This window comes from Brevibacterium renqingii (assembly GCF_017808105.1).
In the GTDB taxonomy this organism is placed as follows: Bacteria; Actinomycetota; Actinomycetes; order Actinomycetales; family Brevibacteriaceae; genus Brevibacterium; species Brevibacterium renqingii.
On the sequence record NZ_JADBHF010000007.1, the window covers coordinates 128868 to 142085 of the forward strand.

Below are 13218 nucleotides of genomic sequence, written 5' to 3' on the forward strand. Positions count from 1 at the left end.
ATCATCTGTGAACTTTACCTGGTTGTTCGCCGCCCAGCCGCATGGACAGCGCCGAGCGTGTCCTCGCCCGGTCGTCGAAGTCGGTCACGGTGGTGCCGACCGTCTGGCCGGTTTCATGCCCCTTGCCCGCGATGATCACGGTGGATGACGGGTCCGCGAAGGCGATCGCCTCGTCGATGGCGCGCCCCCGATCGGGGACCTCGATGATCTTTTTCACACGCGCGCGTCCATCTGCGATCTCGGCGTCGATGCCCTCCCTGATCGCCGCACGGATCGCGGCAGGATCCTCGGTGCGGGGATTGTCGTCGGTGAGAACGATCACATCCGCCTCGCGCGCCGCCGCCTGTCCCATGCCGAACCGCTTGCCCCGATCGCGGTCACCGCCGGCGCCGAAGACGATGACGAGCTCCTCGCTGTCGGCGTGGAGAGTCGCCAGCGCCTTCGCGATCGCGTCGGGAGTGTGCGAATAGTCGACGATGGCCCGCGGCAGGAGTTCGGGGTGGGACTGTTCGAGCGCGCGCGGGCCGGACACGTCGATGATCTCCATCCGGCCGGGGACCGTGGCCGCGAAGCTTGCGCCGATGGCGTCGATCTCCGCAGGACTGACACCGGATTCGATGAGCATGGCTGCGGCCAGGGCGGTGTTCGTGACGTTGAAGTCGCCCGGCAGCGGCGAGCGGAGCCGGACCGCGGTCGTGTCCTCGCCCGGAGCGCCGAGGTGGAGCGTGAACTCCGCCTGTCCCGGTGTGTGCTCGATGCGCCACTGGCTGCGCTCGTCCCGGCCGAGCGTGCGCACCGGCACCTGCGCGGCCGCGACCATCCGCTCACCCCACTCGTCTTCGACGACGATGACTGCGCGGTCGGAGAAGGTGCGGGTGAACAGCTGTGCCTTGGCCTCGAAGTACTCTTCCATCGTGTTGTGGAAGTCGAGGTGGTCCTGGGACAGGTTGGTGAAGCCGGCGACTGAGAAGCGGGCTCCGTCGACCCGGTGCTGGCTCAGCGCATGCGAGGAGACCTCCATCGAGCAGGTGTCGACTTCGGCAGCCCGCATCTTCTGAAACAGGGCGTGCAGCTCGGGGGCCTCGGGCGTGGTCCGCACGCTCGGCACGGTGTCTCCGGCGATGAGGATGGCCACAGTGCCGATGACGGCGGTGCGATGGCCGAGAGCCGCGAGCATCCCGTCGGCGAGGTAGGTCGTCGTCGTCTTCCCGTTCGTGCCGGTGACGCCGATGAGTTCGGGCACCGAAGTCGTGCCGTAGACGGCGGCCGAGACGAACCCGAGCACCGCGCGCGGTGCTTCGACGATGAGCGCGGACATTTCGGCCAGCCGGGTCCGGTCCTCCTCGCTGCCGGACAGGGCCTCGGTGATGAGGTCCCAGCCGGCGGCGTCGGTGAGGACCGCGTCGACGCCGGAGCGGATGAGCTGGGGGGCGAATTTCGCACCGTGCACGTTCGCTCCCGGCAGCGCAGCGTAGAGCTGACCGGGTGAGACCGCGCGCGAGTCGTGGGAGACTCCCGTGACCTCCGTGTCGGGATCGCCGTGGAGGGTGCCGGGAGCGATCGGCAGCAGCTGTGAAAGACGCATCATTTCCATTCTCGAGCAGGCAGGTCGGGCTTCTCAGTCGACGGGGGGATCTTCAGGTGCCGCATCGCGAAGCCCGCGACATCGGAGAACACGGGGGCTGCGGCCTGTCCACCGTAGTAGCCCTTTCTGGGCCTCTGCAAAGTCACGGAGATCGCCAGCTGCGGGTCCTCGGCCGGCAGCACGCCCACGAACGAGGCTGTGTAGCCGTCATAGCCTCCGCCCTCGGCGGCGGGTGCCTGTGCCGTACCGGTCTTGCCGGCCACCCGGTAGCCGGAGACCTGGGCGGACTTGCCGGTGCCTTCGGCGACGACGCCCTCGAGCATCCGCAGCGTCTGGTCGGCGGCCTTCTCGCTCACGACCCGCTGCGTCTCTCCCGGAGGGGTCGAGAGGGTCTGGCCGTTCGGTGAGATCATGCCGTCGACCAGCCTGGAGGGCACGTGCACTCCCCCGTTCGCGATGGTCGCGATGACGTCGGTGGTCTGCAGCGCGTTCGCGGCCACACCTTGGCCGAACATCACTGTGTACTTCGTGCGCCCGTCCCAATCCCTGTACGGGTGGAGGATGCCTCCGGTCTCGGCCGGAAAGCCGATGCCCGAGGTGGAGCCGAAGCCGAACTTCTTCATGTATTCGTAGCGCTGGGCCTCGCTGAGCTTCTGGCCGGCGAGGATCGTGCCGGTGTTGGACGACTGCGCGAGGATGCCGGCGAAGGTGAGCTTCTCGTCGGGGTGGTCATGGGAGTCGCGGAACTCCTCGCCGTTCGGCGCCTTCCACTTGTCGGGCACTGTGAATTCCTGCTCCGGGGTGACGAGGCCCTGGTCGAGCAGAGCGGCCGCGGTGACCATCTTCGCAGTCGATCCGGGTTCGAACATATCGGTGAAGATCCGGGAGCCGCGATCGTCCCCGTCGACCTTGCCCGGTGAGTTCGGGTCGACCGTGGGGGCGTCGGCGGCGGTGAGGATCCGACCGGAATCGACCTCCTTGATCACGATCGAGGCGGATTCGGCCTTGTGCTTCTGGCGCTGCTCCTCGATGGCCTGCTGCGCGTAGTACTGCAGGTCCGGGTCGATGGTCGTCTGCAGCCCTTTTCCGTCGACGGCGTCCTTGATGTTGTTGTCGCCGAGCGGGATGATCTCGCCGCGGGCGCCGCGCTCGTACTGCTGCTGTCCGTCGGTGCCGGACAGTTCGTCGTCATAGGCCATCTCGAGGCCAGCCTGAGCGGTGCCGTCGGAGCTGAGGAAGCCGACGAGGTTGCCGGCGACTCCGCCGGCGGGATAGGAGCGCACCGCGTACTCTTCGGCGGAGACGCCGAGGACGTCGAGCTTCTCCACCGCACGCCAGGTCTCGGAGGTCAGCCCTTTGGCCACGGGGTTCCAGCGTTTGTCGCCGACGAGTTTCGGGTAGAGCAGGCCCGGGTCGGTGTTGAGCGGCTTCGCCAGCGCCTCGGCCGCGCCCCAGGCGCCGACGAGCTTGCCGTCGACCTCGTACTGGGCGACGTTCTGCTGATCGACGACGAGCTGATAGCGGGAGACGCTGTCGGCGAGCACGGTGCCGTCGGAGGCCACGATCTGTCCGCGGTCGGCCGGCAGGGTGCGGGTGACGAGGCGATTGGACAGAGCCTTCTCGGCGAGCTTCATCGAGTCCATGCCCTGAATGGACACGAGCCGCACGGAGGTGATGAGGAGGGCGAGGATCGACAGCGCGGCGATGATGCCCATCCGCAGGCGCAGGTTGGGCCCGGTGCCTGTGCGCTTCTTCTTCAGTCGGATCTTGGCTGGGCCCATTGCACTGTCCTTGGTCCTTAGCTCTGTCGGCGAATGGTTCCGCGGGCGATCAGGCCGTTCCCTGTTCCCGGTGAGCTCGAACTACTTCGGGGACTCCTGGCTCGGAGCCGCAACGTCGTTGCTCGGGCTGCCCCCGACGACCGGGAGCTTCTCATCCGATCGTAGATTGGGCCGCAGGTCTTCTCGTGTATCGGCGCGCGGCCCGGGCACGACTGTGGGCTCTTTCTCACCGGAGACGTCGATTCCCGGCGCGTCGATGATCTCGCCGGTCTTCGCATCGAGGAACTCCGGCGATGAGTCGCGGACGAGGCCGAGCTCTTCGGCGGCGACGGCGATGTTCTGCGGGGACTCCCGGTACGAATTGTCCTCGACGAGGCGGTCCTTCTGCTCGGCCAGCGCCTCTTTCTCGGACGTCAGCTGGTCGACTTTGTAGGACGTGTGGGACACGAAGATGTTGAGCAGCAGCACGGCCACGAGGGTGGCCACGAGGATCGCCACGCACATGAGCGAGAATGGCAGGCGCGACTTCGGCAGTTCGAACTTGAGCAGGCGCAGCTTCGGCGTGCTCGGAGCGCCGCCGGTCTCCTCGAGCCGGCGGAAGCGTTCGGTGAAGTGGGTCTGACTCGCGGTCGCCTGGGAATTCCTCACGATCGTGCCTCCCTGATCTTCTGCACGGCCCGCAGGCGGACGCTCGCCGCCCGCGGATTGTTCTCTGCTTCGTCCGAATCGGCCATCTCGGCCCCGCGGATGATCTCGACCAGCCAGGGCTGGTGCTCTTCGGGGACCACCGGAAGGTCCGGCGGCGCCGAGGAGGTGGTGGCTGACCGGAAGGTCTTCTTCACGATCGTGTCCTCGAGCGACTGATAGGACTCGATGACCGCCACTCCCCCGATGTGCAGTGCTTCGAGTGCGGCCGGCAGCGCTGTGCGCAGCACGCCGAGTTCGTCGTTGACCTCGATGCGCAGGGCCTGGAAGGTGCGTTTGGCGGGGTGGGACTTCTTCTTCGTCTGCGGGATCACTCGGCCGAGCATGGCCGCGAGCTGGTCGGAGGTCTTCCACGGGGTGTGCTCGCGGTCGCTGACGATGATCTTCGCGATCTTCCCCGCCAGCTTCTCTTCGCCGTAGTCACGCAGGATGCGGCGAAGCTCGGCCTCGGAGTAGGTGGCGAGCACCTCGGCGGCGGTGAGCTCCTGAGTCCGGTCCATGCGCATGTCCAGCGGCGCGGGCCGGGCGTAGGAGAAACCGCGGTCGTCCTCGTCCAGCTGCAGCGAGGACACGCCGAGGTCGAGCAGGATCGCGCTGATGGAATCGATGCCGAGGTCCTCGAGGATCTCGGGCAGCTCGTCGTCGACGGCGTGGACGATGTCGGTGCGATCGGCGAAGGGCGCCAGTCGCTCGGCGGCGATCTCGATGGCCTGGAGGTCGCGGTCGATGCCGACGAGGTGGACATCGTCGAAAGCGCTGAGGACAGCCTCTGCGTGGCCGCCCATGCCCAGGGTGCCGTCGACGACCACGGGGGTGAGTCCGGCCGCCCGGGCGGCTTCCACGCCGACGCCGATGAGTTCGACCACGCGCTCGAGGAGCACCGGTACGTGCTGAGCTGTCATGCGTGGTTCCTTCGTGCGTGGGTGGTCATGGGGTGCGCTGCTGGAGCCAGAACCTTGTCCGCCGCGGCCCTGGCACCGGGGAAGTGTGTCAGGACGTCCGAGCTTCGGAAACGGGGAAGTTCCCCGAAACTCGAGCGCGGCGGGCAAGGATCAAACCCGAGCAGAATCAGATCACTCCGGGGATCACCTCCTCCTCGCGTTCGGCGAAGGCCTGCTGAGCGCCGACGAGGTAGTCCTCCCAGGTCGGTGCGTCCCAGATCTCGACTCGGTTGCCCATGCCGATCACTGCGACTTCCCGTGTCAGTGATGCGTACTGCCGCAATATGTTCGGGACCGTGATGCGCCCCTGTTTGTCCGGTTGGTCCGCAAATGCCGCCGACAGGAACACACGCTGGTAATCGCGGGCTTCCTTATTCGTCTTCGGCGCGTTCTGGATTCGCTCGTGCTCGGCTTCGAACTCCGTGGTGGGGAACAGGGTGAGGCAGTTCTCCTGGCCACGAGTGAGGACGAGTCCGGGCGACAGCTCCTCGCGGAACTTTGCGGGCAGGATGAGCCGACCCTTGTCATCGAGCTTCTGCATATGAGTGCCCAAGAACATGTCGTCTCACCCCTTTCGAAACCCATCGGCTCCGATAGCAACCACAGTACTCCACTTCCCTCCACGTATTCCAGCGTTTTACCCCATCGGTGTGCAAACTTCCACGTTTTCCCAGGTCAGGTACGTGGAGGAAAGTGGGGATTTTTTCGTGTCGGTGCGTCGCAACGGCTCCTCCGGAACTCCGGACGAGGGTCAATACGGTGGGCGGACACCCTCGACGGGGAAGGGCTGAGGGGGTCGGGATCCGCAAGATGGCGCGGATCCCGCCGCTCTCCCCCACCGAGGTGGAGCGAAGTGGGGAGGAAAGTGGAGGGTCGGCGTGGAGGGAAGTGGGGAGCGAAGTGGGGAGGGATGCGGGGAGCGAAGTGGGGAGGGAAGTGGGGAGCGAGATGGAGGCGGGTTCGCAGGGCCCGCCGGAGCGGTTCGGAAGCTGAGAGAACCTCGTGTGGCCGGAGCCCCGGGCATAGGGAACAATGGAGGGTATGTCGATCAGCCAAGAAGGTACACAGACCAATTCCGTGATCGGTGCGCAGCACATCGAATGGGTCCAGCATCTGACCTCCCGGGCACGCACCGCCATGAACGCTGTCCTCGAAGGCAAGGACGAAGCGGTCGGACTCTCCCTCATCGCTCTGCTCGCCGGCGGTCACGTCCTCCTCGAGGACGTCCCGGGAGTCGGCAAGACACTGCTGGCCCGAGCGATGGGCAAGGTCGTCGACGGCTCCGTCCGTCGCATCCAGTTCACCCCGGACCTGCTGCCCACCGATGTCGTCGGCGTCAACCTGTTCAATCAGGAGACCCGCCATTTCGAGTTCCGACAGGGTCCGGTCTTCGCGAACATCGTCATCGCCGATGAGATCAACCGCGCCTCGCCGAAGACCCAGTCGGCGATGCTCGAGTGCATGGCTGAGGGCCAGGCGACAATCGACGGTCAGACCTATCCGATGCCCACGCCATTCATCGTGGTCGCCACGCAGAACCCGATCGACATGGAGGGCACCTACGCCCTTCCCGAGGCGCAGCGCGACCGCTTCCTCACCCGGATCTCACTGGGCTACCCGGCCACGTCCGATGAGGTCGACCTGCTGGACAACCAGATCCAGAACGACCCGCTCGAGTCAGCCTCCGCAGTGACGAACCTCGAGCAGATCACCCAGGCCCGCAGCATCGTCCGCCACGTCTCGGCGAGCAGGCAGCTGCGCGAGTACATCGTGGCGATCCTCCAAGCCAGCCGCGACGATCAGGCGATCCTGCTCGGCAGCTCGCCCCGCGGAGGCGTCCACCTGCTGCGGGCGGCCAAGGCCCGTGCGGCGCTGTCGGGTCGAACCTTCGTCACCCCCGACGATGTGCAGGCGCTGGCCCCCTATATCCTCGCTCATCGCATCATCCCCCGCGACGGCGACGACTCGGAGCTGGCGACCGAGCTCATCGGCCGTGTGCTCTCACGCGTGCCCGTCTCGACGAACCAGTGACGGCATGCGACTGAGCACCTCAGGAATCATCTTCGTCCTCGCCGGGGCGGCGCTGATCATCGCGGCCTACCGCTTCGCGCTGCCCGGACTGCTCCCAGCGGGTCTCCTCCTGCTCGGGCTCGTCCTGCTCTCGGCTCTGCTGATCGCCTGGGGCACCCGGCGGGTCTCGATCACGCTGAGCACGTCCCTGCCCGAGGTGGCGCTGTCCCGCTCCCGCGACCGCTACCCTCTGGCCGCCGAGGGCAAAGAGGTCGAGATCGAGGCGCGGGTGACCAATATCGGTCAGCTCGCGATCCCTGCGTCGACGATCGACTTCGTCGCGACCGAGGGCTTCGGCGATTCCACCTCCGGAGAGGTGCCGCCTCTGGCCCATCGCGCTTCGCAGACCGTGCTCACCTCCTTCACGCCCAACCGCCGCGGCGTCAGCGGCATCGAGGCCGTGCTCATCACCGTCTACGGGCCCTTCGGCCTGGTGAAGATGAAGCGGAAGGTCCGCGGAGCCTTCCCGGTCGCCGTGTCCGTGCCGGTGCTCGGCGCGCGCATCCCGAAGGACTCGTCCATCCGTCCCGCGCGTCTCGACGAGGGGAAGATCCGGTCGGGACATACGACGCGTGACTTCCACACCCGGGAATACGTGCCCGGTGACGACCTGCGGCACGTGCACTGGCCCTCGACCGCGAAGTTCGGTGAGCTCATGGTCCGCCACGAGGCCGACGAGGAGACGCTCTACGCACTCATCGTCATCGACCTCGCCGCCGACGAGGCGGACGCGGAACCGACCGACCTCGAGGTCGAGTTCCTCCTGGCCGCAGCCGCTGCGGCCGGCACCGCATTCCTCAGAGCCGACTACGAGGTCTTCGTCGTCGCTCCCGGACACGAAATCAGATTCAAAGGAGCGCGTGACATCGACAAGCTGCGCCTTCTCTCCGCTCTCGTTCGGCCGGGCAGGGTCGAACTGCCGGCACACGACAATCCGAACCACATCGTCATCTGCTCCATCGGAGATCAGCGCGGTCAGGAACTCGCCTCGCACTTCTCTCGTCGCGTGCCCGTCACAGTGCGCACGCTCAGCGAGATCGGCGATATGACGATGATGGGCCTCAGTGAGGACCTGCCCGAGTCCTGGACGACGTTCGAGTCGAAGCGGGTGGGACGATGAGCCTCGACGCCTCCCCCGCCCCCTCGCAGGAACCGCCTGCCCGGGACTCCGCATCGGCGCACGACTCGCGCCCGGCGACCGGCTGGCTCGAGGCGATCATCGTCTTCGCTGCCATGACGCTCACGGCCGTGGCCATCTCCGCGGTGTTCAAGGACCTCGCCTGGTTGGCCCCCGTACTCGTGGCCGTCGGACTCGTCGTCCTCGTCGGCGCCGTCTTCCGCAGCGTGCCGGTGCTGCGCTCCAGCGGCACCGCGGTCATCGCGCAGTGCGTGGCCAGCCTCATCGCCGTCTTCGTCGTCTGCGCCAAAGGCTCTCTGCTGCTCGGCTTCATCCCGACCGGCGAGTCGTTCGGAACGGTCATCGACCTGCTCTCTCAGGGCGTGAACGATCTCTATGCCACCGCTCCCCCAGCCGCCAGCACGCCGGGCTTCACCGCGATGCTGACGATCGCCTTCACCCTCATCACGATCCTCATCGACGGCCTGGTCTCCGACCTCAGGGCGCCGAAGGTCGGCGGTGTGCTCCTGCTCGTGCTGTGGATGATCCCCGTCTACTTCGCACCTCAGGAGGTGCGCTGGTGGCATATCGTCGCGATCCTCGCGGCATTCCTGCTGCTCATGCTCAGCCCCTATCTGCCCGCGACTCGCTGGCGCGGCGGAATGACCGCGGCTCTCGCCGGTGGTCTGGCCCTGGCGATCGGCATCGGTCTGCCCCTGCTGCTGCCGCCGGTGCCGACCCTGCCCGATCGTGCTTCGAACAAGCAGGGCGACCTGACGGTGACGAACCCCTTCCTCGATCTGCGTCAGAACCTCGGCGAACGCGATGATGCCCGGCTGTTCAGCTATGACACCACGGGTTCGGAATCGGAGCCGATCCGCCTCACTTCGATCGACGACTTCGACGGCGAGAACTGGGCACCGAGTTCGTTCAGCCTCGACCCCTTCGCCATCGCGACCGACGGCATGCCGTGGCCGGAGGGTCTGCCGCGGGACAAGAACTTCGAGAAGGAGACCATCGACGTCGACATCGACGACGACTACGACCAGCAGTACCTGCCCTCGCCCTATGCGCCGCAGCAGCCGGACGGGCTCGACAGACGATGGATCTTCGACGAGAAGACCCTGACGGTCGTGGGCAACGGTGAGAAGACCGGCGGTCTGCAGTACTCGATGACCTATCTGTCCCCCAACCCCTCGGCCAAGGACCTCAAAACCGCGACTCCGGTCAACGAGGATGACTTCGAGACCGAGCTCGCGATCCCCGATTCTCTGCCCAAGAGCGTCAAGGAGACCGCCGAAGAGGTCACTGCCGATGCGGACAACCAGTGGGAGGCCGCGGTCCTGCTCCAGGCTTACTTCCGCGGCGGCGATTTCGAGTACTCACTCGATGCCCCGGACCGGGCCAGCGGGGACGCGATCTCGGACTTCCTCAACGATAAGAAGGGCTATTGCGTCCAGTTCTCCTCGGCCATGACGATCATGGCCCGGACGATGGGGATCCCCGCGCGCATCGGTGTCGGCTTCGCCGGCGGAGAGAAGGCCGACGGGGGCTATGACGTGAGCATGCAGGATTCGCACGCCTGGCCCGAACTCTACTTCGAAGGCACCGGTTGGGTGCGCTTCGAGCCCACTCCCGGCGGTCCTGCCGGCGATCCGCCGAAGTGGACCCTGGCCAGCGGTGAGAAGCAGGATGAGTCGAGCGAGGAGTCGGAGTCGGCGAGCCCCAGCGAGGAACCGACCGATAAGGCCTCGAAGTCTTCTGGTGACGGATCCGATGAGCCGAGCGACGAGGCCACGAGCACCGAGGCGGCCGAACCGGCCGGCGCGAACATCGGCACCTATCTGTGGGCCGGAGTCATCGTGCTCGGCCTGCTGCTGCTCGCCGCGATTCCCGCCATCTGGCGTTCGATCCTGCGTTCGCGCCGGACGAAGGATCCGCACGACCTCGAGGCGGTGTGGACCGAGGTGCGTGCCTTGGCCACCGACTACGGCCAGAGCCTCGATCCGAGTCGGACGCTGCGCTTCAACGAGCTCGTCCTCGCCGGGGCCGCCTCGGTCGAAGGCGGCGCCCGAGGCTCGGCGGCAGGTGCCGAGAGCACGGCCGCGGACAACGGCTCCGCTGCGGCTGCGAAGGGTTCGGCGGGGATCGACCCGGCGACCGGCGAGCCTCCACGCAAGTCCGCCGCCGAGGTGGCTGCCGGCTCGTCCGCTGCCGCGGGCCCCTCCGGCGCAGCAGATCCGTCCGGAACCTCTTCATATGCCCACGTCGACGACCGTCTGCGACGTCTGCACGCTCCGGCCCCCGCCGGAACGACGGGGCAGGAGCGCGAGGACACCGCGCTCTCGGCGTTCGTCGATGCGCTCGAGGCCCAGCGCTACGGCGCCGCGGCCGAGTCGCTCGACTCCTCCGAAGTGCAGGCGCTCATCGATGAGGTGGGCACGGATCTGTCCGAACGGGCGACACCGGGAAGCCGGATTTCGGCGAAGATCTGGCCGGCCAGCCTCTTCGATCCCCCGCGCTGAGATCTGTCCGGGGCCGGCTCCCGCGGCCGTCCCGCCTTAGAGCGCAGCTTTCTCGCGGTCGAGCGTCCGCAGTGCCAGCAGCCCGCGCGCAGCGGCGATCGGCTTGACGAACGGCAGCTCACCGAACCGGTAGTCGGCTCCGGCGACGAGCCTGCGCCCGAGGTCGGGCCGCAGCTGCCAGAGATGGTCGCGTGCCTTCTCCGCGTGGTGGGAGTTCGAGGCGATGCTGATCGTCGAATCGGGCCGCAGCACCTCGTCGATGAGCGGGACCGCTTCGGCGATGTTCTCCCATGTCGTTGCGCTGTCGGTCTCCAACAGCACACGACCGGTGTAGCCGAGCTCCTCACGCGCATAGCGTTCGAGCAGCCGAGCCTCGGGCACCCGTCCGCCGACGGCGCCGCCGCAGAAGACGACGACCGCCGATCGCGCCGTGGGGTCGATCGAGCGCAGGCCGGCCCTGACTCGGAAACGATTGAGCCAGTTCGCCCGCACTCCCGAGTTGCGAAAGCCGAGGACCACGATGATCTGGTCGCTTCCGGTGCTGGATCTCGTCGTTCCCAGGCGACGTCTGCTCGATCGCAGATGGGTGATCTCTCCGAAGGCGAAGACGGCGGCGAGGAGGCCGATGGCGACGCCGCCGGTGAGCGTGGGGCCGGAGACAGAAGAAGGCACTCTCATGATGAGAGTGCCTTGTTCGGTCGAGCCGGGGTCATTCGCCGCGCTGGCGCTTTTCCCACCGGTCTTCGAGCCGGCTCATGAATCCGGCGCTTCCCTTGGAATCGGATTTCCCGCCGGCGCTCTTCGAATTTGTTCGGCTCGTGTGCCCTTGCCCCGGGCGGCTGAACGCCCAGTACATCCCGGTGACCATGAGGCCGAATCCGACGACGCCGAGAGCGATCCACCACACCGAGCTGGACACGAGCGAGATCGCGAGGATGGTCGCGGCCAGCCCGACCAGAGCGATGAGGATGCCGAGCACAAAGCGCTTGGCGGAGAACCCCGGCCCGGTGGCCGCGGCTTGGGTTTCCGAAATATTGCGTGCGAAACGAGGGTCTTCACTGCGCAGCTGCTTCTCCAGCTGATCCAACAGCTGCTGTTCGTGATCGGAGAGTGGCATCTCGAACCCCCGTTTCCCTACTCAGGCCTTTGCCTCAATCATAGTCTCTGAGCACCGAAAAAACATCTCGGGAGTCGCTCAGGGCCCGGATTCCCACTGGGTCTTCAGACTATGGTCCAGCTCACCGGTCAGGAGGAGTCCGAGCGTCTGCGCAGAAGTGAGGCCTGAGAGATCGCTTCGGTCCCGAATCGGCGCCTCACTTCGTCCAACGCCACCTCGGCCTCGCGCCCCGAATGCTCCGGTTCGTCCAAGGTCGCTTGCCGTCCGGTGACCGCGAAGTCGATGAGACCCGCGGCCCTGACTCCGAGCAGCCTCACGCCCTGGGTCCGCTGTTCGCGCAGCTTCCGCACCGCCGGCCGCAGCGCCTCGTACATCTCTCTGGCAAGGTCCGTCGGCGCCGACAGCGTCACCGACCTCGACAGAGTGGTGAAATCGCCGAGCCGGTACTTCAGTCCCAATGTCGTCGCCACCTTCCCCTCCGCACGGACCCGGTAGGCGACCTTGTCGGCCAGGCGCAGGAGTTCGTGTTCGAGCATACCGAGATCCCAGATGTCCTCGGAGAAGGTGTTCTCCGCACTGATCGAATGGTCCTTGGCCTGTCGATCGAAGCCCGCGGAGTCCCACCCGTGGGCGCTGCGCCAGAGATGGTGCCCATGAGCGCCGAAGACTCGCGCGGCCCAGGCTTCCTCGACGGCCGCGAGATCGCCGATGAGACGGATGCCGTACCGGGAGAACGCCTGCTGCGTCTTCTCCCCCACCCCCGGCAGCGCCTCGATCGGCATCGGATCGAGGAATGCCTGGGTCTTCGCGAGAGGGACCAGAAGCTGCCCGTCGGGTTTCGCTCTGGCGGAGGCGAGCTTGGCGACGACTTGGCTGCCGGCGATCCCCACCGAGGCGCTCAGACCGGTCCGCTCCTTGATCTGCGCCCGCAGCTGCGAGGTGATCGTCACCGGGGGGCCGAGTCGGCGCACCGCACCGGAGACGTCGACATAGGCTTCATCGACGCTGACCTGACGGACGTCGGGGGTCACCTCGGCGACGAGCTCGAAGACCTGTCGGGAGAAGGCGGAGTACAGGCCGTGGGAGGGCGGGATCACCTCGGCGATGGGGCACAGATCCATCGCCCGGGACATCGGCATAGCAGCGTGGACGCCGAACTCGCGCGCCTCGTAGCTGGCCGAGACCACGACGCCCCGACCGCTTCGCCCGCCGACGATGACCGGTCGCCCGATGAGCTCCGGACGGCTGAGGAGCTCGACGGAGACGAAGAACGAATCCATGTCGAGGTGGAGCATGGTGGCACCGGAGTCATCCGTGCCGAGTCGGCTCAGATCACCTCCGGACCGTGCCAGCTGCTTCCGACTCATCGCCTGCCCC

11 protein-coding genes are annotated in these 13218 nt (G+C 66.9%); 3 read left to right on the top strand and 8 right to left on the bottom strand.

The window, feature by feature from the left end; genetic code table 11:
- Position 1: 1 nt before the first annotated feature.
- From IHE57_RS08990 to mraZ, 5 genes are all read right to left on the bottom strand, one after another.
- Complete coding sequence (locus tag IHE57_RS08990) at positions 2–1585, bottom strand: UDP-N-acetylmuramoyl-L-alanyl-D-glutamate--2,6-diaminopimelate ligase (RefSeq protein ID WP_246475823.1); 1584 nt, start codon at positions 1583–1585, stop codon at positions 2–4.
- Positions 1585–3366: a peptidoglycan D,D-transpeptidase FtsI family protein gene (locus tag IHE57_RS08995; protein WP_253720092.1), complete on the bottom strand. Its 1782-nt coding sequence runs from the start codon at positions 3364–3366 to the stop codon at positions 1585–1587. The genes IHE57_RS08990 and IHE57_RS08995 overlap by 1 nt, the downstream gene beginning before the upstream one ends.
- Positions 3367–3447: 81 nt before the next feature.
- Positions 3448–4014 carry a cell division protein FtsL gene (gene ftsL / locus IHE57_RS09000; protein ID WP_209324681.1) on the bottom strand — a complete coding sequence of 189 codons (567 nt, stop codon included), beginning with the start codon at positions 4012–4014 and terminating at the stop codon, positions 3448–3450.
- Positions 4011–4973, bottom strand: a complete 963-nt coding sequence (gene rsmH / locus IHE57_RS09005; RefSeq protein WP_209324680.1) for a 16S rRNA (cytosine(1402)-N(4))-methyltransferase RsmH — start codon at positions 4971–4973, stop codon at positions 4011–4013. The genes ftsL and rsmH overlap by 4 nt, the downstream gene beginning before the upstream one ends.
- 166 nt (positions 4974–5139) lie before the next feature.
- A complete protein-coding gene (gene mraZ / locus IHE57_RS09010; protein ID WP_135809778.1) occupies positions 5140–5571 on the bottom strand; it encodes a division/cell wall cluster transcriptional repressor MraZ in 432 nt (143 codons plus the stop codon).
- Between the two features lie 482 nt (positions 5572–6053).
- Between mraZ and IHE57_RS09015 the strand changes: the two genes are divergently transcribed.
- From IHE57_RS09015 to IHE57_RS09025, 3 genes are read left to right on the top strand one after another with little or no spacing between them, the layout of a single operon-like run.
- Entirely contained in the window at positions 6054–7043 is a 990-nt protein-coding gene (locus IHE57_RS09015) for an AAA family ATPase (protein ID WP_209324679.1), read from the top strand.
- A gap of 4 nt (positions 7044–7047) precedes the next feature.
- Positions 7048–8202 carry a DUF58 domain-containing protein gene (locus tag IHE57_RS09020; protein ID WP_209372549.1) on the top strand — a complete coding sequence of 385 codons (1155 nt, stop codon included), beginning with the start codon at positions 7048–7050 and terminating at the stop codon, positions 8200–8202.
- Complete coding sequence (locus IHE57_RS09025; RefSeq protein WP_253720094.1) at positions 8199–10724, top strand: transglutaminase TgpA family protein; 2526 nt, start codon at positions 8199–8201, stop codon at positions 10722–10724. The genes IHE57_RS09020 and IHE57_RS09025 overlap by 4 nt, the downstream gene beginning before the upstream one ends.
- Before the next feature lie 36 nt (positions 10725–10760).
- Here the strand turns inward: IHE57_RS09025 and IHE57_RS09030 are convergent, their stop codons facing one another.
- From IHE57_RS09030 to dinB, 3 genes are all read right to left on the bottom strand, one after another.
- On the bottom strand, positions 10761–11396 hold the full coding sequence (locus tag IHE57_RS09030) for a YdcF family protein (protein WP_366933911.1): 636 nt from the start codon (positions 11394–11396) through the stop codon (positions 10761–10763).
- A gap of 37 nt (positions 11397–11433) precedes the next feature.
- Complete coding sequence (locus IHE57_RS09035) at positions 11434–11841, bottom strand: DUF3040 domain-containing protein (RefSeq protein ID WP_209324676.1); 408 nt, start codon at positions 11839–11841, stop codon at positions 11434–11436.
- Between the two features lie 128 nt (positions 11842–11969).
- Positions 11970–13208 (bottom strand): DNA polymerase IV, encoded by a 1239-nt coding sequence (gene dinB, locus IHE57_RS09040; RefSeq protein WP_209324675.1) that lies wholly within the window; start codon positions 13206–13208, stop codon positions 11970–11972.
- Positions 13209–13218 lie beyond the last annotated feature (10 nt).